General features: G+C 63.4%; 15 protein-coding genes and 1 pseudogene. 11 read left to right on the top strand and 5 right to left on the bottom strand.

Features of this window, described 5'->3' with window-relative positions; genetic code table 11:
- Nucleotides 1–1,900, bottom strand: a pseudogene (locus tag AO692_RS03720) (imelysin family protein); the annotation flags it as partial.
- 440 nt (nt 1,901–2,340) lie between these two features.
- On the opposite strand from AO692_RS03720, the gene AO692_RS03715 reads away from it, so the two are divergent.
- The 6 genes from AO692_RS03715 (at nt 2,341) to AO692_RS03690 (ending at nt 10,986) form a co-directional block, all read left to right on the top strand.
- On the top strand, nt 2,341–2,808 hold the full coding sequence (locus tag AO692_RS03715; protein ID WP_054308693.1) for a MerR family DNA-binding transcriptional regulator: 468 nt from the start codon (nt 2,341–2,343) through the stop codon (nt 2,806–2,808).
- A 596-nt stretch (nt 2,809–3,404) separates the two neighbouring features.
- Nucleotides 3,405–5,201 (top strand): acyl-CoA dehydrogenase C-terminal domain-containing protein, encoded by a 1,797-nt coding sequence (locus AO692_RS03710; RefSeq protein WP_054308692.1) that lies wholly within the window; start codon nt 3,405–3,407, stop codon nt 5,199–5,201.
- A gap of 264 nt (nt 5,202–5,465) precedes the next feature.
- On the top strand, nt 5,466–6,638 hold the full coding sequence (locus AO692_RS03705) for an acyl-CoA dehydrogenase family protein (RefSeq protein WP_082407201.1): 1,173 nt from the start codon (nt 5,466–5,468) through the stop codon (nt 6,636–6,638).
- A gap of 31 nt (nt 6,639–6,669) precedes the next feature.
- Complete coding sequence (locus tag AO692_RS03700; RefSeq protein ID WP_054308691.1) at nt 6,670–7,878, top strand: acetyl-CoA C-acetyltransferase; 1,209 nt, start codon at nt 6,670–6,672, stop codon at nt 7,876–7,878.
- A 193-nt stretch (nt 7,879–8,071) separates the two neighbouring features.
- Nucleotides 8,072–10,291 (top strand): 3-hydroxyacyl-CoA dehydrogenase NAD-binding domain-containing protein, encoded by a 2,220-nt coding sequence (locus AO692_RS03695; RefSeq protein ID WP_054308690.1) that lies wholly within the window; start codon nt 8,072–8,074, stop codon nt 10,289–10,291.
- A 152-nt stretch (nt 10,292–10,443) separates the two neighbouring features.
- Nucleotides 10,444–10,986: a thioesterase family protein gene (locus tag AO692_RS03690; protein WP_054308689.1), complete on the top strand. Its 543-nt coding sequence runs from the start codon at nt 10,444–10,446 to the stop codon at nt 10,984–10,986.
- A 59-nt stretch (nt 10,987–11,045) separates the two neighbouring features.
- On the opposite strand, the gene AO692_RS03685 is transcribed toward AO692_RS03690, so the two are convergent.
- Together AO692_RS03685 and AO692_RS03680 are read right to left on the bottom strand one after the other, a co-directional pair.
- Nucleotides 11,046–11,855 (bottom strand): SRPBCC domain-containing protein, encoded by an 810-nt coding sequence (locus AO692_RS03685; protein WP_054308688.1) that lies wholly within the window; start codon nt 11,853–11,855, stop codon nt 11,046–11,048.
- A gap of 11 nt (nt 11,856–11,866) precedes the next feature.
- Nucleotides 11,867–12,451, bottom strand: coding sequence for a helix-turn-helix domain-containing protein (locus tag AO692_RS03680; RefSeq protein ID WP_054308687.1), 585 nt, complete (start codon nt 12,449–12,451; stop codon nt 11,867–11,869).
- A gap of 200 nt (nt 12,452–12,651) precedes the next feature.
- On the opposite strand from AO692_RS03680, the gene AO692_RS03675 reads away from it, so the two are divergent.
- Nucleotides 12,652–13,290, top strand: coding sequence for a helix-turn-helix transcriptional regulator (locus AO692_RS03675; RefSeq protein ID WP_054308686.1), 639 nt, complete (start codon nt 12,652–12,654; stop codon nt 13,288–13,290).
- Nucleotides 13,291–13,299: 9 nt separating this feature from the next.
- Entirely contained in the window at nt 13,300–14,289 is a 990-nt protein-coding gene (locus tag AO692_RS03670; protein WP_200911702.1) for a thermonuclease family protein, read from the top strand.
- Here AO692_RS03670 and AO692_RS03665 read toward each other — a convergent pair.
- Both AO692_RS03665 and AO692_RS03660 read right to left on the bottom strand, forming a co-directional pair.
- Nucleotides 14,252–15,904: a lysine--tRNA ligase gene (locus AO692_RS03665; protein ID WP_054308685.1), complete on the bottom strand. Its 1,653-nt coding sequence runs from the start codon at nt 15,902–15,904 to the stop codon at nt 14,252–14,254. The genes AO692_RS03670 and AO692_RS03665 overlap by 38 nt on opposite strands.
- Nucleotides 15,905–16,128: 224 nt before the next feature.
- Nucleotides 16,129–16,653, bottom strand: a complete 525-nt coding sequence (locus AO692_RS03660; RefSeq protein WP_054308684.1) for a DUF6428 family protein — start codon at nt 16,651–16,653, stop codon at nt 16,129–16,131.
- A 42-nt stretch (nt 16,654–16,695) separates the two neighbouring features.
- Here AO692_RS03660 and AO692_RS03655 point away from each other — a divergent pair, with 42 nt between their 5' ends.
- The 3 genes from AO692_RS03655 to arsC are packed head-to-tail and all read left to right on the top strand — an operon-like array spanning nt 16,696 to nt 18,535.
- Complete coding sequence (locus AO692_RS03655; RefSeq protein WP_054308683.1) at nt 16,696–17,049, top strand: metalloregulator ArsR/SmtB family transcription factor; 354 nt, start codon at nt 16,696–16,698, stop codon at nt 17,047–17,049.
- Between the two features lie 14 nt (nt 17,050–17,063).
- A complete protein-coding gene (gene arsB, locus AO692_RS03650) occupies nt 17,064–18,125 on the top strand; it encodes an ACR3 family arsenite efflux transporter (protein ID WP_054308682.1) in 1,062 nt (353 codons plus the stop codon).
- Nucleotides 18,122–18,535, top strand: a complete 414-nt coding sequence (arsC, locus tag AO692_RS03645) for an arsenate reductase (glutaredoxin) (protein WP_054308681.1) — start codon at nt 18,122–18,124, stop codon at nt 18,533–18,535. The genes arsB and arsC overlap by 4 nt, the downstream gene beginning before the upstream one ends.

The following is an 18,535-nucleotide window of genomic DNA, read 5'->3' as shown; positions in this document are numbered from 1 at the left end:
CCTTTATCGGCGGCGCCCAACCCGAGACCGAAAGCATAGTCTGCGAGATCGGCAGAACCAGAAAACTGGGACGCACGCTGATCTTGGGAGCTGCCAGCGGCGCGACGCCTTCCAGGGAACCGAGGCGATCGACGATCTTGAGCAGCGTGTCGTGGATGGCCTCAAAAGTCTTGGTGTTGCGCTCGTCGGAACGGCGGGTGAGGCCTTCCAGCGTCTTCAGATCGTCGGCCAGTCCGGCGACGGTCACCGTGTCGCTGTTCGACAGGCCGAGCGCGCGCACGGCGTTTTCCGCCGCCTGCCTTGCCGTCTCCAGGATGGTGTCGCGGTTGGTTGCGATCGATTCCTCGATCTTCTCGATGCGCGGGCCGATGTCTTCGAATTCGGGCAGCGGCGCGCCGGGGCGCGACAGGTGTGCCGAGAGACCGGAAACCTGCGCTTCGAGGCTGCGCAGAAGGTCGGGGTCGATACCGGCTGCCTGCACCGAGCGCGAGTCGAGACGGCTCGAAATGTCGTCGAGCCGGCTTTCCAGGCTGCGGATTGCGTCCTGGCCGGCGCTGTCGACGCCGCGGTTCTCCAGGCGCTGCGCCAGCGCGCTGAAACGGGCATCGATGGCATCCATGATGCCGGAATTGTCGGCATCGGGCGCGCGGCGGTCGAGGCGGTCGGCGACATCGTCCAGCCGGCGCTCGAGGTCGCGGAACAGCATATTGCCCTGCTGCATCGCGTCTTCCTGGCGACGTTCGATGATGCCCGACAGCGCTTCGAAGCGCTGCTCCAGCCCGTGGAAGAGATGATCCATCACTTCGCCGCGCGGGCGCTCGTCGGCCACTTCCTCGATCTGGCTGGCAAGGGCTGCGATGCGCTGTTCGATGCGCTCGAACGGGGCCGGATCGAAAGCACTCGACTGGGCGGCGACGGTGGAGGCGACGATGGCGCGCGAGATCTCGTCCAGACGCTCGTCGATCATGCCATAGACGTCGCCGCCGCGGCGGCCCTGCTGGCTGACAAAATGGTCGACGGCGCCGGCCAGTGTGCGAACCTTTTCTTCCAGCGAGCGCAGCGAGAGCGATTCCGGGAGCTTGTTGACGGCAGTACCGATCTGCTCGAGCCGTTCGGAAAGCGCGGTGACGTCGACGCCGTCACGCTTGCCGGCGCTGTCGTCGAAGCGGTTCTCGAAGGCCGACCAGCGGCGGTCGAATTCCTGCCAGCGACGGTCCACGGCCTGCACGCTTTCCTCGCGCGCCAGCGTGTCCATCGCGTTCCTGACCTGCTCCAATTCGAGCCTTAGAAGATTGACGCTCTTGTCGTCGCTCTTTTCCGCCAGGCCCCGGATGGCGCCCGACAGGCGTTCGAATTCGAGGCCGAGTTCGGCGCTGTCGCGGGAAGAGGGGGCTTCCTGCGCGACGCGCTGGATATCTTTGCGCAGGGCCTGGAACTCGCGCTGCAGGCCGGAGCTCATCTGCTGGCGCAATTCTTCGCGCAGGCCGCGCAACTCGCCGGCGATCTTGCTCACCATCGCGACCCCGTCTTCCTGGCCGCGCATGCGTTCGATGTCGCGGGCGATCGACTGATAGGGCCGCTCGGTTGCGGTACGCTGGCGGTAGGGGCGAGGCTCTTCGTAAGGGCGTTGATGGCCGCGGGCGCCTTCATGATCGCGCTCGCGTGGGCGCTGATCCTCGTAGGGGCGCTGGGCGTAGCGTGGGGCATCGTAAGAAGGGCGTTCCGCGTAAGGCTGGCTGCGGCCATAGCGAGGCTCTTCGTAGCGCGAAGGCTCTTCGCGGTTGCGTCCGAGCCGCTGCTCCAGCTCTTCCATCGACCGGTTGAGTTCTTCCAGCGAGGCATAGCCCCGGCGTTGCCGCCCGGCATTCAGATTATCGAGATAGGACCGCTTGTTGTTCATCGAGCGCCCGTTTTCGCAATTGGCTGGCCTTGGCCAGCGATTCCCCAAACCACCCCGTCGGGTCCGAAGGCGGCCTTGGCCAAGGGAAGGTTAGTTCCCGGACAGGCCCGCGCCTCGATGAAACCCGTGTGAAAAGCGAGACAGGATGGACACGGACCGACAGCCGCACCTTTCGCCCAACGTGGTAAACAACCCGTTAACCAAGCTTAAGAAGCTTCAGGATTCGTTGATGAAAAGCCGGTTCCGGAAATGCCAGGGCATGGCGTTACGGCACCCTACTTGCATTTCCCCAACGATATCGGTATATCCTTTACGTAAACGTAAGTTGTGCGATATCGCTTACGGATTTGTTGAAACCTGGAAACAGGCCCCCTCCGCCACAGGCGACGCCAGGCAGCAACGCCGCGTGCCACAGCCGGGGCCCACAACGGGAAATGTCGATGACTGTGCAGATGAACACCGCTGGCGGGGTTGCCGGCAACACCAACATTGTGTCGAACGAGCCGGCCGAAGAGCTGGTGCGGATCGGCGAAATGGCCAAGAAATACGGCGTGACGCTGCGCACGCTGCGTTTCTATGAAGACAAGGGCCTGCTGAAGCCCGAGCGCGACGGTGCGACCCGTCTCTACACGCATCGCGACCGCGTGCGCCTCAAGCTCATCCTGCTCGGCCGCAAGGTCGGCTTCTCGCTGCGCGAGGTCAAGCAGATGATGGACCTCTACGATCCGACCGGCACCAACACCAAGCAACTGCGCCTGGCGCTGGAAAAGTCGGAAAAACAGCTCGTGCGTCTGCAGAAGCAGCGCGCCCTGATCGACGACGCCATCAACGAGCTGAGCGGCGCGATAAATTCCGTCCGCCAGATGGTCGCGGAACGTGCGGCTGCGACCTCGGCTGCCGCGAACTGAACCCGGCAGGCGTTCGCGCCTGTCCCATGCCCACGCAACGAGAAGGCGCGTCGCTCCGGCGGCGCGTTTTTTCGTTTTGGGGCTGCCGGCTGGACTGTCAGAAGAGAGCCGTCGTATTTTTCGCAGCGACTTACCGGAACTGGGCGCCTGGGCCATTTGTCAGCGTTCCGGAATGGATCCCCGACACTCTTCGGTCGCTTCGCTCCCTACGAGGTCGAGGATGACGAGCTTTCCGTTGCCCAGCGCTAACCACGAACGCCTGCGTTATCACCAACGTCGGAGATTGGCCGAGACGCTCTTTACGTTCGTCATCCTCGACCTCGGAGCGACCGGAGGGAGCGGAGAGTGTCGGGATCCATTCCGGAACGCTGAAGGTGCAAGCTCGTATAGGCGGGATCGACAGGCGACAACTGTCGTGAGACTCTGCCAGACGATCGGATCTCTCCAACCTTCCCACGAAACCTTCCCAAAAAAGTGACCACTCGCGTAAATTGACGTTTACGCAAACGTCAATATTTGCTATCCAGATTCTACAGTCGGCCCGAAAGCCGTTTTGGTGCGGGCCTCGTCGCGTTGTTTTTGTGGAGGAAGACGCAATGCCGATCTATCAGGCGCCTGTCCGCGATACGTTGTTCGTGCTCAACGAGGTGCTCGGCTATGAGCGGTACAGCAATCTTCCCGGCTTTGCCGATGCGTCCCCCGATGTGCTCGAAGCCATTCTCGCCGAAGGCGCCAAACTGGCGGAAAACGTCATCCAGCCGACCAACCGCGTCGGCGACATGGAAGGCTGCGTGCGTCACGATGACGGCTCGGTGACGACGCCGAAAGGTTTCAAGGAAGCCTATCGCCAATATTGCGAAGGCGGCTGGATGGGCCTTGCCGCACCGGCCGAATATGGCGGCCAGGGCCTGCCTTACGCCGTGCACACGGCGGTCGCCGAATACATGGTCTCGGCCAACCTCGCGCTGCTGATGTATCCCGGCCTCACCCAGGGCGCGATCGCCGCTATCCTCACCCACGGCACCGAAGAGCAGAAAACCACCTTCGCGCCGAAGCTGATCGAAGGCGTGTGGACCGGCACGATGAACCTGACGGAGCCGCACTGCGGCACCGATCTCGGCCTGCTGCGCACCAAGGCGATGCCGAACGGCGACGGCACCTACAAGATTTCCGGCCAGAAGATCTTCATCTCGGCCGGCGAGCACGACATGTCCGACAACATCATCCATCTGGTGCTCGCCCGTATCGAGGGCGCGCCGGAAGGCGTGAAGGGCATCTCACTGTTCATCGTGCCCAAGCTCAAGCTCGATGCCGACGGCAATCCGGGCGAGCGCAACACGCTGTCCTGCGGCTCGATCGAGGAGAAGATGGGCATCCACGGCAATTCCACCTGCGTCATGAATTATGACGAGGCGGAAGGCGTCCTGCTCGGCGAGGCCAATGGCGGCCTGCGTGCTATGTTCACGATGATGAACGAGGCGCGTCTCGGCGTCGGCCTGCAGGGCCTGGCGCAGTCGGAGGTCGCCTACCAGAACGCCGTCGCCTACGCCAAGGAGCGTCTGCAGGGCCGTTCGATCTCGGGTGCCAAGTCGCCCGACAAGAAAGCCGATCCGATCATCGTGCACCCGGACATCCGCCGCAACCTGATGACCATGCGCGCCTTCAACGAGGCAGGTCGCGCGTTCACGCTGTGGACGGCGCTGAAGTCCGACATCGCCCACCGCTCGGGCGACGAGGCCGATCGCCAGGCAGCCGACGATTATATGGGCCTGATGACGCCGGTGGTGAAGGGCGTGCTCACCGACAAGGGGTTCGAGCATGCCGTGATGGCGCAGCAGGTCTTCGGCGGCCATGGCTATATCGAAGAGCACGGCATGAGCCAGTTCGTGCGCGATGCCCGCATCGCCATGATCTATGAAGGCGCCAACGGCATTCAGGCACTCGACCTCGTCGGCCGCAAGCTCGGCGCCAATGGCGGTCGCGCCATCCAGGCCTTCTTCAAGGAAGTCGGCGAGTTCTGCGAGGAAAACCGCGCCGACGAGAAGCTGACGCCCTTCACCAAGGCGTTGAAGAAGGGCCTCAACGACCTGCAGGCCGCCACCATGTGGCTGATGCAGAACGGCATGAAGAACCCCGACAACGCCGGTGCGGCTTCCACCGATTACCTGCATCTCTTCGGCCTCGTCACGCTCGGCTACATGTGGGGCCAGATGGCCAAGGTCGCGCAGGCCAGGCTTGCCGAAGGCGCCAACGGTTCGTCATCTTTCTATGACAACAAGCTGGTCACGGCCCGCTACTACATGGATCGCATCATGCCGGAGACGGCGGCGCATCTCGCCCGCATCTCGTCCGGCGCCGATTCCATGATGGCGCTGTCGGCCGACGCGTTCTGATGGTGGACGCCGGAGGCTTTCGGTTAGGGTAGGGTAATCGGATATGGTGCTAAGGCCCCCTCTCCGTCTCGGCTTCGCCGAGCCACCTCTCCCCCGCCTTCGGCAGGGGCGAGGAACCGCGGTTGCCACGCCGGCGCTTTTCCAGCTTGGGTTCCTCGCCCCCATGAAATGGGGGAGAGGTGGCTCGGCGAAGCCGAGACGGAGAGGGGGGCATAGCGCTACAGTCGACTACGTTCCCCTCGAGGGGAACGAAGGAGCCACTCGATGACCACCAACCCCGCCGACATCCTGTCCTTGCCGAGAGCCGGCTGGGCTGGCGACGAAGTTGCCATGCTCTACGACATGTCGACCCGCTTCCTCTCGGAAGAGATCGCGCCGCACTACGACGAATACGAGAAGAACGAGATCGTCGACCGTTCCGCCTGGGAAAAGGCCGGTGCCGCCGGCCTGCTCTGCGCCTCGATGCCGGAAGAATATGGCGGCTCCGGTGGCACCTACGCGCATGAAAGCGTGATCGCCGAGGCGCTCGGCCATGTCGGTGTCGACGGCTTCGGCATCGCGCTGCACAACGCCATCGTTGCCCCTTACATCCTGCATTACGGCTCGGAAGAGCAGAAGAAGAAGTGGCTGCCGAAGATGGCGACCGGCGAGCTGATCGGCGCCATCGCCATGACTGAGCCCGGCGCCGGCTCCGACCTGCAGGGCATCAAGACGCGGGCCGAGAAGGACGGCAACCAGTACAGGATCAATGGTTCCAAGACCTTCATCACCAATGGCCAGAACGCCAATCTCATCATCGTCGTCACCAAGACCGATCCGACCAAGGGTGCCAAGGGCACCTCGCTGATCGTCGTCGAGACCGACGAGGTCGAGGGTTTCACGCGCGGCCGCAATCTCGACAAGATCGGCCTCAAGGCCAACGATACCTCGGAACTCTTCTTCAACGACGTGCGTGTTCCGACCGCCAACCTGCTTGGCCATGAAGAAGGCCAGGGCTTCGTGCAGCTGATGCAGCAATTGCCGCAGGAGCGCCTGCTGATCGGCGCCCAGGCCATCGGCATGATCGAGCGCGCGCTCGCCATCACCGTCGACTACGTCAAGGACCGCAAGGCGTTCGGCAAGGCGGTGGTGGAATTCCAGAACACCCAGTTCAAGCTGGCCGAGCTGAAGACCGAGGCCACCATCGGCCGCGTCTTCTACAATGACTGCGTCAAGCGTCATCTCAATGGCGGGCTCGATCCGGTCACCGCCTCGATGGCCAAGTATTGGCTCTCCGACCTGCAGTGTAAGGTCGTCGACGAATGCCTGCAGCTGCATGGTGGCTATGGCTACATGAACGAATACCCGATCGCCCGCATGTACCGCGATGCCCGCGTGCAGCGCATCTATGGCGGCACCAACGAGATCATGAAGATGTTGATCGGCCGCTCGCTCTGAGCAGCCGGTCCAAATAGCAAGGAGCACGAATATGGCCGACGCTTATGTCTATGACGCCGTGCGCACGCCGCGCGGCAGGGGCAAGAAGGACGGATCCCTGCACGAGGTGCCGGCGGTGCGTCTTGGCGCCAAGGTGCTGGAAGCGCTGCGCGACCGCAACGAGCTCGACACCGGCGCGGTCGACGACATCATCTTCGGCTGCGTCGACCCCGTCGGCGAGGCCGGTTCGGTGATCCCGCGCGCCGCCGCCTTCGAGGCCGGCTACAACACCAAGGCGCCGGGCATGCAGCTGTCGCGTTTCTGCGCCAGCGGCCTCGACGCCATCAACCTGGGTGCGGCCAAGATCGCGCAGGGCGCTGACGACATCGTCATCGCCGGTGGCGTCGAATCGATGAGCCGCGTCGGCATGGGCGCCTCGGGCGGCGCCTGGTTCATGGATCCTTCGGTCGGCTTCCCGGGCTGGTTCGTGCCGCAAGGCATCTCGGCAGACCTCATCGCCACCAAGCACGGCTTCTCGCGCGACGACGTCGACGCCTATGCGGTGGAGAGCCAGAAGCGCGCCGCCAGTGCCTGGCAGAAGGGCTATTTCAAGAACTCGGTCGTGCCGATCAAGGACCAGAACGGCCTCACCATCCTCGACCATGACGAGCACATGCGGCCAACGACCGACATGCAGTCGCTGGCTTCGCTCAACCCGTCCTTCGTCATGCCCGGCGAAATGGGCGGCTTCGACGCGGTCGCCGTGCAGCGTTATCCGGAGCTGGAAGAGGTCAATCACGTCCACCATGCCGGCAATTCGTCGGGCATCGTCGATGGCGCCGCCGCCGTGCTGCTCGGCTCCAAGAAGGGCGGCAAGGCGATGGGTCTCAAGCCGCGCGCCCGCATCCGCGCCTTCGCCAACATCGGCTCCGAGCCTGCGATCATGCTGACCGGCCCGGTCGACGTCACCGAGAAGCTGTTGAAGCGCGCCAAGATGAAGCTGTCGGACATCGACCTGTTCGAACTGAACGAGGCCTTCGCCTCCGTCGTGCTGCGCTACATGCAGGCCTTCGACATCCCGCACGACAAGATCAACGTCAATGGCGGCGCCATTGCCATGGGCCATCCGCTCGGCGCTACCGGCGCCATGGTGTTCGGCACCGTGCTCGACGAGCTCGAGCGCCGCAACCTCAACACCGCCCTGGTGACGCTGTGCATCGGCGCCGGCATGGGCACCGCCACGATCATCGAGCGGGTGTAGCACCGCTTCCTTCTCCCCGTTCACGGGGAGAAGGTGCCCCGAAGGGTCGGATGAGGGGCAGAGCCCGCCTTTGAAGGTTCGTGCCGCCCCTCACTGTCCTGCCGGACATCTCTCCCCGTGAACGGGGAGAGAGATGCAGCTTCACCGTCGCGCTCATGCGTGGACGAAAACAGATTTCAAGGAGGGTACTCCAATGAGCTACAAGAACTTTTCGGTCGATATCGACGGCGACGGCATCGCGCTCGTCACCTGGGACATGCCGGGCCGTTCCATGAACGTGTTCACCGAAGAGGTGATGCGTGAACTCAACGCCATCATCGACCAGGTCGTGGCCGACGCCGCGGTCAAGGGCGCGGTCATCACTTCGGGCAAGGACAGCTTCTCCGGCGGCGCCGACCTGACCATGCTGCAGCAGATGCTGGGCCTCTTCGCCAAGGAAAAGGTGAAGGACCAGGAAAAGGCCACCCAGACGCTGTTCACGAATGTCGGCTTCATGACCGGCCTGTTCCGCAAGTTGGAAACCTGCGGCAAGCCGTGGGTGTCGGCCATAAACGGCACATGCATGGGCGGCGCCTTCGAGATGTCGCTGGCCTGCCATGGCCGCGTCGCCGCCGATTCCGACAAGGTCAAGATGGCGTTGCCTGAGGTGAAGGTCGGCATCTTCCCAGGCGCCGGCGGCACGCAGCGTGTGCCGAGGCTGACCGACACGCAAGGCGCGCTGGAGATGCTAACCTCCGGCAGGAACCTGACCGCGCAGAAGGCCAAGGCCATGGGGCTGGTGCACGAGATCGCCGAGCCGGCCAAGCTGGTCGAGACCGCCAAGGCGATGATCAGGAACGGCCTGAAGCCGGTGGCCCCCTGGGACGAGAAGGGTTTCAAGCTGCCGGGCGGCCCGGTCTATTCGGTTGCCGGCGCGAACCTGTGGCCGCCGGCCATCGCCATCCTGCGCCGCGAGACCTATGGCAACTATCCGGCCGCCATGGCGATCCTGAAATGCGTCTATGAAGGCCTGCTGGTGCCTTTCGACACCGCGCTGAAGATCGAGACCCGCTATTTCACCGAGATCCTGCAGAGCAAGGAAGCGGCGGCGATGATCCGCTCGCTGTTCGTATCGCTGCAGGAGCTCAACAAGGGCGCGCGCCGTCCCGAGGGCGTGCCGGATGCGAAGTTCAAGAAGATCGGCGTGCTGGGCGCCGGCTTCATGGGCGCCGGTATCGCCTATGTCACGGCCAAGGCCGGCATTCCGGTCGTCCTGCTCGACCGCGATATGCCGTCTGCCGAAAAGGGCAAGGCGCATTCCGATGCTCTGATCTCCGAGCAGGTCAAGAAGGGCCGCGCCAAGCCTGAGGAGAAGGAAAAGCTGCTGTCGCTGATCACGCCGACGGCCGACTATGCCGATCTCAACGGCTGCGATCTCGTCATCGAAGCGGTGTTCGAGGATTCGGAAGTCAAGAAGGCCGCCACCGAGAAGGCCGAGGCCGTGCTGAAGTCGTCGGCGATCTTCGCTTCCAACACTTCGACCATCCCGATCACCGCGCTGGCCAAGAACGCGTCGCGGCCGAAGAACTTCATCGGCCTGCACTTCTTCTCGCCGGTCGACAAGATGATGCTGGTCGAGATCATCCTCGGCAAGAAGACCGGCGACAAGGCGATCGCCACCGCGATCGACTATGTGCGCGCCATCAAGAAGACGCCGATCGTCGTCAACGACACGCGCGGCTTCTACGTCAACCGCTGCGTGCTGCGCTACATGTCGGAAGCCTTCCAGATGCTGATCGAAGGCATCCCGGCACCGATGATCGAGAACGCCGCCAAGGCAGCCGGCATGCCGGTCGGCCCGCTCGCTCTGACCGACGAGACGGCCATTGACCTCGCCCAGAAGATCATGAAGCAGACCATCCGCGACCTCGGCGAGAAGGCCGTCGACAAGGACCAGTTCGCGCTGATCAACACACTCGTCGACAAGCACGAGCGTCTCGGCCGCAAGAATGCCAAGGGCTTCTACGATTATCCGCCGAAGCCGGCCAAGAAGAAGCTGTGGCCGGGCCTGAAGGACCTCTATCCGCAGCTCGATCCCGACAAGGTCGACTATGAGGAGGTGCAGCAGCGCCTGCTGGTCACCATCGCGCTCGAAGCGGCACGCGTCATGGAAGAAGGCATCGTCACCGACCCGCGCGAAGCGGATGTCGGCTCGATCCTGGCGTTCGGCTTCGCTCCTTATACGGGCGGTGCGCTGTCCTACATCGACGGCATCGGCGCCAAGGCGTTCGTGAAGATCGCCAAGGGCCTGCAGAAGAAGTACGGCGCGCAGTTCAAGGCGCCGAAGCTGCTTCTCGACATGGCCGAGAAGGGCGAGACCTTCTACCAGCGCTTCGACCCCTATGCGAAGGGCGAGGTCAAGGCAGCGGCGTAAGCCGGAACAGCGTTCCTCGCCCCGTTTACGGGGAGAGGATGCCGGCAGGCAGGTGAGGGGCAGCACCTGCTTTGCGATTGTTGGAGCTGCCCCTCATCCGACCTTCGGGCCACCTTCTCCCCATGAACGGGGAGAAGGAAGGAAGTAACAGCATGTATGTCTGGGCACGTTTTGCGCGCATGGCGCTAACGGCGAAGTCGCGCGGTGCCTACCGCGTCGGAGATGAAAGCCGGCTCACGTTCCGCTGCCTGCCGACCGACATCGACTTCAACATCCATCTCAACAATGCGCGCTACATGATGCTGGCCGATCTCGGCCGCATCGACATCTTCATCCGTGCCGGGCTGATCGCGCTGGCCCGCAAACGCGGCTGGGCGCCGATGCTGGGCGGGCTGCAGACGGTTTATGTGCGCGAGATCAAGCTGTGGCGCAGTTTCCAGGTGCTGTCCTCGATCGAGACCTGGGACGGCACCCAGGTGCTGGGCAGCCATCGTTTCGTGCTGGAGAATGGCGAGACCGCCGCGCTCATGAAGACAACCGCCGGCGTCTATGACCGCAAGGCCCGGCATTTCGTCGACATCCAGGAACTGGTGCACGCGCTCGGCTATGACGCTTCTCCGCGTGCACCGACCGAAGCCGAGAGAGCCTTCATGGCTTCGCACCAGGGGTTGCGCGCGGCGGCGAAGGGCAGTTAGCGAGGCAATAGGGGAATGGGGGCAGTAAATTGCCCTGCTGCCTTACTGCCCGATTCTTTTCAATGCGGAGTCTGCCCGACGGTAGCGCGGAGCCAATCTTTCCATCTCCGTGCGCCCACCACGACGCGTTGCTCGGCGTCGTCACCATACAAATACAAGGTTATGCCGGCGTGGGTGGCATCTCCGAACCCATAGGTTCCGATCAACGCGATACCGGGCGATGGTTGTGTCAGGCGCAGGAGCACGTAACGCTCCTTGTCGCTCTGTTGCACGCGCTCGACAACGCCCGACAGTTGCTCTGGCGTTCGCGGAGCCGTCCTTGTCTCGCCGGCATCGGCGCCTGCTAGACCAAGGCTATCAACCAGACGCTTCCAGACATCAAGTTGGGGCGCTTTCACACTCGCCATGGTGGCGGACACAGCTGCTTTCTTGCCGGCGAAGAGCGAGAGGTAAAGACGCAAGACCTCGAAGAAACCGGGCCAGCCGCTCTCGAAGCCTTCGATCTGGTCGTCCCAGTCGTCAGTCGAAGCGAACAACGAATGGACCATGCGCACGACGCAGCGGTTTCCCGATCTGGCCGTCACCGTGATTTCTGTTGCAAGAGGTGGCGCGCCCTCGGCCCAGTCGCGTTCGACATAGCCGAACTGGAAGGGAGGTTCCCATAGGGTCACCTCTCCAGTGGATTCGCCATTCTCGCCCATGTCGAAACGGAGTGCACCGCCGACGCGCTCGTCGATGGTCGCCGGAGTGAACCAGGCCGTATAGCCGGGACCAGTTGCGATCGCCTGCCATACCTGCTCAGGCGTGCCGGGCACGCTCAACTCCATCTCGACCCAGCGCTTGCCCGTTTCGTCCTTCTTGATCGGCATCGAACTTCCTTTCAGGCGTCGCTGGGAGCGGGATAGGCCGCCACCACAAGCCGGTGCGGTCGTCCTCCGGGTGCCGTGTCGTCGTGATAGCGAGCCGCCAGCGCGGCGACCGTGTTGGTCAGATCGGCTGCGAAGGCGGCGCGATCGGCGGGTGATCGGAAATGGATGGTTGTGTCGATCGACAGGGTGGCAAGCCGCTTCCCCTTACCTTGGGCTCTGCGCCACAAATCTCCGACTTCGCGGATGGCACGCCCCGCGAGCGCGATGAGGTAGCCGGCCGAAAGCCGATCCTGATTCCGTGAAGGATCGGCTCCAATCGACCCCAGTGCTGCCGGGGAAATGAGATAAGACGAAGCGGTCGCGATCACCAGCCGCTCGGTAAGCCCACCCCACTGCCGTTCCTCGACCGGAACAACCAGTTTGTGCTCCTCCAGTGCGCGAAGGTGATAGTTCACCTTCTGACGTGTGAGACCCACCCGTACAGCCAGAGTTGCCGCGGAGGCGGGCTGCGTGAGTTCCGCCAGAAGCCGGGATCGGATCGGATCTAGGGCGGTTGTGGCCACAACAGCGGTTTCGATGACTTCCACTTCGATCATCACTGCAGATTAGCATTGACAAAAAAAATTGTCAATGCGGGATACGGCTGCAAACCGGCCATGCCATCCAGATGTCTTCGGTTTACGGAGCTGACGAGGGAGTGCTTGTCTGTCCATAAAGGCGGCTTGCGTCTGGACAGCACGGGGAGCCAAGGTTAGAACTCGGAAAGGTATTTTTTCCTGTTCGAAGGGAGCGAGCCGTGCTCTCGCATGATCGTGTCTGGGCCGCGATAGATGCCCTGGCGGAGCGCTATTCGCTGTCGGCCTCCGGGCTCGCCAGGCGCGCCGGCCTCGACTCCACGGCCTTCAACAAGTCGAAGCGGCAGTCGTCCGACGGACGCCCGCGCTGGCCATCGACCGAATCGCTGGCCAAGATCATGGAGGCGACGGGCGCGACGCTGGATGAATTCATGGGACTGATCCAGGACAGGCAGGCGCGTCCACGCGGTTCAGGTACTGGGGTGCCACTGGTCGGTTTCGCGCAGGCCGGCGCCGGTGGTTATTTCGACGATGCCGGCTTCCCTGTCGGGCAAGGCTGGGATCTGGTCGAATTGCCGGCGCAATCCACCGATACGGCTTACGCCTTGAAGGTCCAGGGCGATTCGATGCTACCGCTTTACCGCAATGGCGATGTTTTGATCGTGGAACCGGGTGCCACCGTGCGCCGGGGCGACCGCGTCGTCGTCAAGACCGGTTCCGGCGAAGTCATGGCCAAGGTGCTGGAGCGCCAGACGGCACGCACCATCTCGCTGCTCTCGCTCAATCCGGACCATCCCAACCGCGATCTGCCGATGATGGAAGTGGAATGGGTGGCCCGCATCGTCTGGGCAAGCCAGTAGGATGGCGGCGTGAGACCGCTTCCCGCAGTGCTTGCCGTGCTGGTGCTCGGTGCTTCCGCCGCGGCCATCGTTGCGGGAGGCCGCATCGCCACGGAAGGCAGCAAGGTCGAGATATCCGACGAAGACGTGCCGACGCTGGACATGCTGGGCGATCCTCCGGCTGTCGACGAGCCGGCCGGCAATGATGCCCCGCTTCCGCCAGAGCCGCAGCAGTCGGGCCAAACCGCCGCGCAGCCGGACCCGTCGCAGGCCGCACCCCAGCAAACCGATCAACTGCAAGCCATCCAGCAACAGGCGCAGGCCGCGTCGCGGACGATCGATCCGATGATGGCGGCGCCTCCGAGCGATCCGACCGCCTTGCAGCGCATCGAACCGCGCGCGCCGCTGAGCAAGCTTTCGCAGGCACAGCCGAAGAAGCTCGCCATGCCGGACAAATGGAAAGGCACGCCGCTCTACCAGCCGGTGGCGCCCGCTGCCGGCCGCATCGAGGCCAAGGGCTATTCGGTTGCCGTCTCGGGCGTCGATATCACGCCGGAGAACGAGACCTGTACCGATGAGGCCGGCAAATCATGGCCCTGCGGCATACGCGCCCGCTCGGCTTTCCGCGCCTTCGTCGGCCATCGCGCCGTCAACTGCGTCGTGCCGCCCGAGGGCGGGCGGGACCTGATCTCGGCTTCCTGCCGCATCGGCAAGGTCGATGTCGGCCAGTGGCTGGTTTCCAACGGCTGGGCGCGGCCCGTTGCCGGCGGTCCTTACGTGGAAGCAGGCGAAAAGGCGAAGACGGAGAAGAAGGGCATTTTCGGCAAGGCGCCGGAAATGACCGGCCTGCCGCCGGCACCGCCACCGGTCTCGGCACCCGCAGCGGTGCCGAGTTCCATCATCGACAGTTCCGGCCTGGTTGCCCCGCCGGCGATCAACAATCAGCCGCCAACTGGACCGGGCCAGGTTCCCGGTGGCGACCCTACGCTGCGAGCTTTCCCTCCAGCGCCTGGGCAATGAGCGCGCGCGTTTCGGCTATGCCGTAGAGTTCGGCAAACGAGCCGAAGCGCGGGCCACGTTCCTGGCCGATCAGCACCTGGTAGATCATCTGGAAGAAGGCCACCGACACGCCGGGGCCGCCTTCCGGGCTCTGCTTGCTGTGGTCCTGATAGCGCTCGATCTTGCGCGCGACGTTGAGCGCGCTGTTCTGGATCGCCTCGCCATTGGCGCCGGCAGGCAGCGCAGCCAGCGTATCCGAAAGCTTGGTCAGCGCCTCGCGCTCGACGTCGTCGGGGGCCCGATAGACCTTGGTCGGCTTCACGAAATCGTCGAAATAGCGGATCGCGTAGCCGGTCAGCTTGTCGAGTTCGGGATGCGTGGCCGGCGTCACACCCTGAGCGTGGCGCGAGATGAAACCCCACAGCACATCCTTGTTCTGGGCGTTCGAGGCGCTGACCAGATTGAGCAGCAGCGCGAACGACACCGGCAGGTCGATGGCCGGCGGGTTGCCATCATGCATGTGCCAGACCGGATTGCCGAGCCGCTCCTTCCACTCCTGGCGCGGATACGCCGAGAGGAAGGAATAATATTCGTCCACCGCCTTCGGGATGACGTCGAAATAGAGCTTCTTGGCCTGCCTTGGCCGCTGATACATGTAGAGGCCGAGGCTCTCGGTCGGCGCGAAGGTCAGCCACTCGTCGATGGTCAGGCCGTTGCCCTTCGACTTCGAGATCTTCTGGCCGTTCTCGTCGAGGAACAGTTCGTAGACGAAATGCTCCGGCGCGCGGCCGCCGAGGATGTTGCAGATCTTGTCGTAGACCACTGCATTGGTCTGGTGGTCCTTGCCGAACATCTCGAAATCGACGCCAAGCGCTGCCCAGCGCATTCCGAAATCCGGCTTCCACTGCATCTTCACCGCGCCGCCGGTCACTGGCAGCGTCGTCTCGGTGCCGTCCTCGTCGTCGAAGGTGATGGTGCCGGCCTTGGCGTCGACATGCTTCATCGGCACGTAGAGCACGCGGCCGCTCTTCGGCGAGATCGGCAGGAAGGGGCTATAGGTCGCCTGACGTTCTTCGCCCAGCGTCGGCAGCATCACCTTCATGATGGCGTCGTACTTCTCGGCGGCGCGCAGCAGCATCTCGTCGAAGCGGCCGGCCTTGTAATACTCCGTCGCGCTGGCGAACTCATAGTCGAAGCCGAACGTGTCGAGGAAACGCCGCAGCATCGTGTTGTTGTGGTCGCCGAAGCTCTTGTAGTCGCCGCCGAACGGGTTCGGCACGACAGTGAGCGGCATCTGAAGGTATGGTTCGAGCGCAGCGCGGTCCGGCACGTTTTCCGGGATCTTGCGCATGCCGTCCATGTCGTCGGAGAAGCAGAGCAGCTTGGTCTTCACCTCGCCCCTGGTCAGCACATGGAAGGCATGGCGCACCATGGTCGTGCGCGCCACCTCGCCGAAGGTGCCGATATGCGGCAGGCCGGACGGGCCGTAGCCTGTCTCGAACAGCACGGTCTCCGGGAACTCGCGGCCTTTGTAGCGTTCGACGATCTTTTTGGCTTCCTCGAACGGCCATGCTTTGCTCTCGACTGCGGCGGCAAGGAGTTCGGGATTGAGATCGATCGAATTGGATATGGCCATAACGGATGCCCTGAAACAAAGCCCGGCCACGGTGCCGGACGGCCTGCTCTAGAGCATGATCCCGCAAAGTTGAAGACTTTTCGGACCAAGATCATGCGCAAGGGGCTCCGTGACGCACCAGGTCGTCAACGATTTCGGGCATTTTCCTGGGCTGGGGCGACGTAACCTCCCTTTTCCCGCTAGGAGACAGTGGCTGCACCCAGCGGTGCGGGTGTCCAATCCGGTTACCCGCAGCATTGCGAGCTTGTCGGCCCGCAGCAGGAACTCATCGCCTGCTGTTCCGCCAACCAGCGGTCGCGTGGCTTGCAGCTTGCCGGTCGTGGCGACAGCTCGACGACGATCTCATCGGCGACCATCGAAGGGGTGGCTGCGCGGTGCAACTGCATCGGCTGGATTCCGTCGCTCACCTCGAAGGTCAGCCGGGCGCTGCGGTCGAGTGAAAGGTGGTCGGCGACCTTGCCGATGATGGCGGCGAACTTCCCGACCGTCATCTGCTCCGGCGCGTCGTCGACATCCCAGAGCTGCACGAAGATTTCCGTCCAGGCTTCCGGATTGGCGCCGCAGTCGAGGCCGGCGAAGTTCCCGGCCTTCACTTCGGTCACATGATAGCCCTTGCGCAGCGGCCGACCGCCATAGCGGAAGGTGAGGCGGCTGGACGGATGACCGCCAAGCGCCTCCAGCAAGTCACCGATCGTGATGTCGTCTGCGATTGCCGGCGCCGAAACATCGACGTTGCCAAGAGCGTTCATCTGCGCTAATCCTCATTTTGATATTTTTAGGATTATTGAAATATGGATGAACGTCAAGCCCTCGCGGCATTCGGAGCCTTGTCGCAGGAAACCAGGCTGCGCATCCTGCGCATGCTGGTGGTTGCTGGTCCCGACGGCATTGCCGCCGGAGCCATCGCCGGGAAGGCCGAAGTGTCGGCTTCCAACGTGTCTTTTCATCTGAAGGAACTCGAGCGGGCGGGATTGGCCACGGCCCGGCGCGATGCCCGCTCGATCATCTACAGCGCCGAATATGATGCATTGAGCGGCCTGATCCGCTTCCTCATGGAGGATTGCTGTGCGGGTCATCCGGAGGTCTGTGCGCCTGTCGTCACCGCAGCGTCTTGCTGCGCGCCAGCCAAAGACATCGTTCAATGAGAAGACCCTGACCGATGACAACATTCGAACGTTACCTGACCCTGTGGGTCGGCCTGTGCATCGTCGCCGGCGTCCTGCTCGGCCACCTCTTCCCCGGCCTGTTCCAATTCGTCGGCGCGGCCGAGATCGCCAGGGTCAATCTGCCGGTGGCGGCGCTGATCTGGCTGATGGTCGTGCCGATGCTGCTCAAGATCGATTTCGCGGCACTTGGGGAAGTCGGCCGCCACTGGCGCGGCATCGGGGTTACGCTGTTCATCAACTGGGCCGTCAAGCCGTTCTCGATGGCGCTGTTGGGCTGGCTGTTCATCGGCTGGCTGTTCCGGCCCTATCTACCGGTCGGTCAGATCGATTCCTACATTGCCGGCCTGATCATCCTGGCGGCCGCGCCCTGCACGGCCATGGTCTTCGTCTGGTCGAACCTGACCCGGGGCGAGCCGCATTTCACGCTGTCCCAGGTTGCCTTGAACGACGCCATCATGGTCGTCGCCTTTGCGCCGATCGTCGGCCTGTTGCTCGGCCTTTCGGCCATCACCGTGCCGTGGGGCACGCTGGTACTTTCCGTCGTTCTCTACATCGTCATTCCGGTGATCGTCGCCCAGCTGGTGCGCCGCCAGCTTCTGGCATCCGGCGGCCAGCCGTCCCTGGAGCGCCTGCTGAAGACGCTGCAGCCTCTGTCGCTGGCAGCGCTTTTGGCAACGCTGGTTTTGTTGTTCGGCTTCCAGGGCGAGCAGATCATAGCGCAGCCGCTGGTCATCGCGCTGCTGGCCGTACCGATCCTGATCCAGGTCTATTTCAATGCCGGGCTCGCCTATCTGCTCAACCGCGTCAGCGGCGAGCAGCATTGCGTGGCCGGTCCCTCGGCGCTGATCGGCGCTTCCAACTTCTTCGAGCTGGCGGTTGCCGCCGCCATCAGCCTGTTCGGCTTCAACTCCGGGGCGGCGCTCGCCACCGTCGTCGGCGTGCTGGTCGAGGTGCCGGTGATGCTCTCGGTCGTCTGGATCGTGAACCGCAGCAAAGGCTGGTACGAACGCGGTTTGAAAGTCGCGCGCACCATCGAAACGGAAAGAGTGCAATGACGGTCACCATCTATCACAATCCGGACTGCGGTACGTCCCGCAACACGCTGGCGATGATCGAGGCCAGCGGCGAGAAGCCGGTCATCCTCGAATACCTGGCCCACCCACCGTCGCGCGAAAGGCTGGTCGAGCTGCTCGCCTCAATGAAGATCACGCCGCGCCAGTTGCTGCGCGAGAAAGGCACGCCCTATGGCGAGCTCGGCCTGGGCGATCCGAAATGGTCGGACGATGAGCTGATCGACTTCATGCTGACGCACCCGATCCTCATCAACCGGCCGATCGTCGAGACGCCGAAGGGCACAGTGCTTTGTCGCCCATCGGAGGCGGTGCTCGATCTGCTCGACAACCCCGTTGCCGCCTTCACCAAGGAAGACGGCGAACATGTCGCCTACGAACGGAAGCCGCGCTGA

The sequence above is a fragment of the Mesorhizobium sp. 1M-11 genome, from assembly GCF_001303895.1.
Taxonomy (GTDB): Bacteria; Pseudomonadota; Alphaproteobacteria; order Rhizobiales; family Rhizobiaceae; genus Mesorhizobium.
Note: the sequence above shows the minus strand (reverse complement) of the source record. Positions and strands in the feature narration are given on the sequence as shown.

Excerpts from the sequence above, each read along its gene's own strand:
- AO692_RS03680 (WP_054308687.1), bottom strand. The coding sequence starts at position 12,451 with ATGATCGAAGTGGAAGTCATCGAAACCGCTGTTGTGGCCACAACCGCC.
- AO692_RS03695 (WP_054308690.1), top strand. The coding sequence starts at position 8,072 with ATGAGCTACAAGAACTTTTCGGTCGATATCGACGGCGACGGCATCGCG.
- arsC (WP_054308681.1), top strand. The coding sequence starts at position 18,122 with ATGACGGTCACCATCTATCACAATCCGGACTGCGGTACGTCCCGCAAC.
- AO692_RS03685 (WP_054308688.1), bottom strand. The coding sequence starts at position 11,855 with ATGCCGATCAAGAAGGACGAAACGGGCAAGCGCTGGGTCGAGATGGAG.
- AO692_RS03660 (WP_054308684.1), bottom strand. The coding sequence starts at position 16,653 with ATGAACGCTCTTGGCAACGTCGATGTTTCGGCGCCGGCAATCGCAGAC.
- AO692_RS03665 (WP_054308685.1), bottom strand. The coding sequence starts at position 15,904 with ATGGCCATATCCAATTCGATCGATCTCAATCCCGAACTCCTTGCCGCC.
- AO692_RS03655 (WP_054308683.1), top strand. The coding sequence starts at position 16,696 with ATGGATGAACGTCAAGCCCTCGCGGCATTCGGAGCCTTGTCGCAGGAA.
- arsB (WP_054308682.1), top strand. The coding sequence starts at position 17,064 with ATGACAACATTCGAACGTTACCTGACCCTGTGGGTCGGCCTGTGCATC.
- AO692_RS03710 (WP_054308692.1), top strand. The coding sequence starts at position 3,405 with ATGCCGATCTATCAGGCGCCTGTCCGCGATACGTTGTTCGTGCTCAAC.
- AO692_RS03715 (WP_054308693.1), top strand. The coding sequence starts at position 2,341 with ATGACTGTGCAGATGAACACCGCTGGCGGGGTTGCCGGCAACACCAAC.
- AO692_RS03700 (WP_054308691.1), top strand. The coding sequence starts at position 6,670 with ATGGCCGACGCTTATGTCTATGACGCCGTGCGCACGCCGCGCGGCAGG.
- AO692_RS03690 (WP_054308689.1), top strand. The coding sequence starts at position 10,444 with ATGTATGTCTGGGCACGTTTTGCGCGCATGGCGCTAACGGCGAAGTCG.
- AO692_RS03705 (WP_082407201.1), top strand. The coding sequence starts at position 5,466 with ATGACCACCAACCCCGCCGACATCCTGTCCTTGCCGAGAGCCGGCTGG.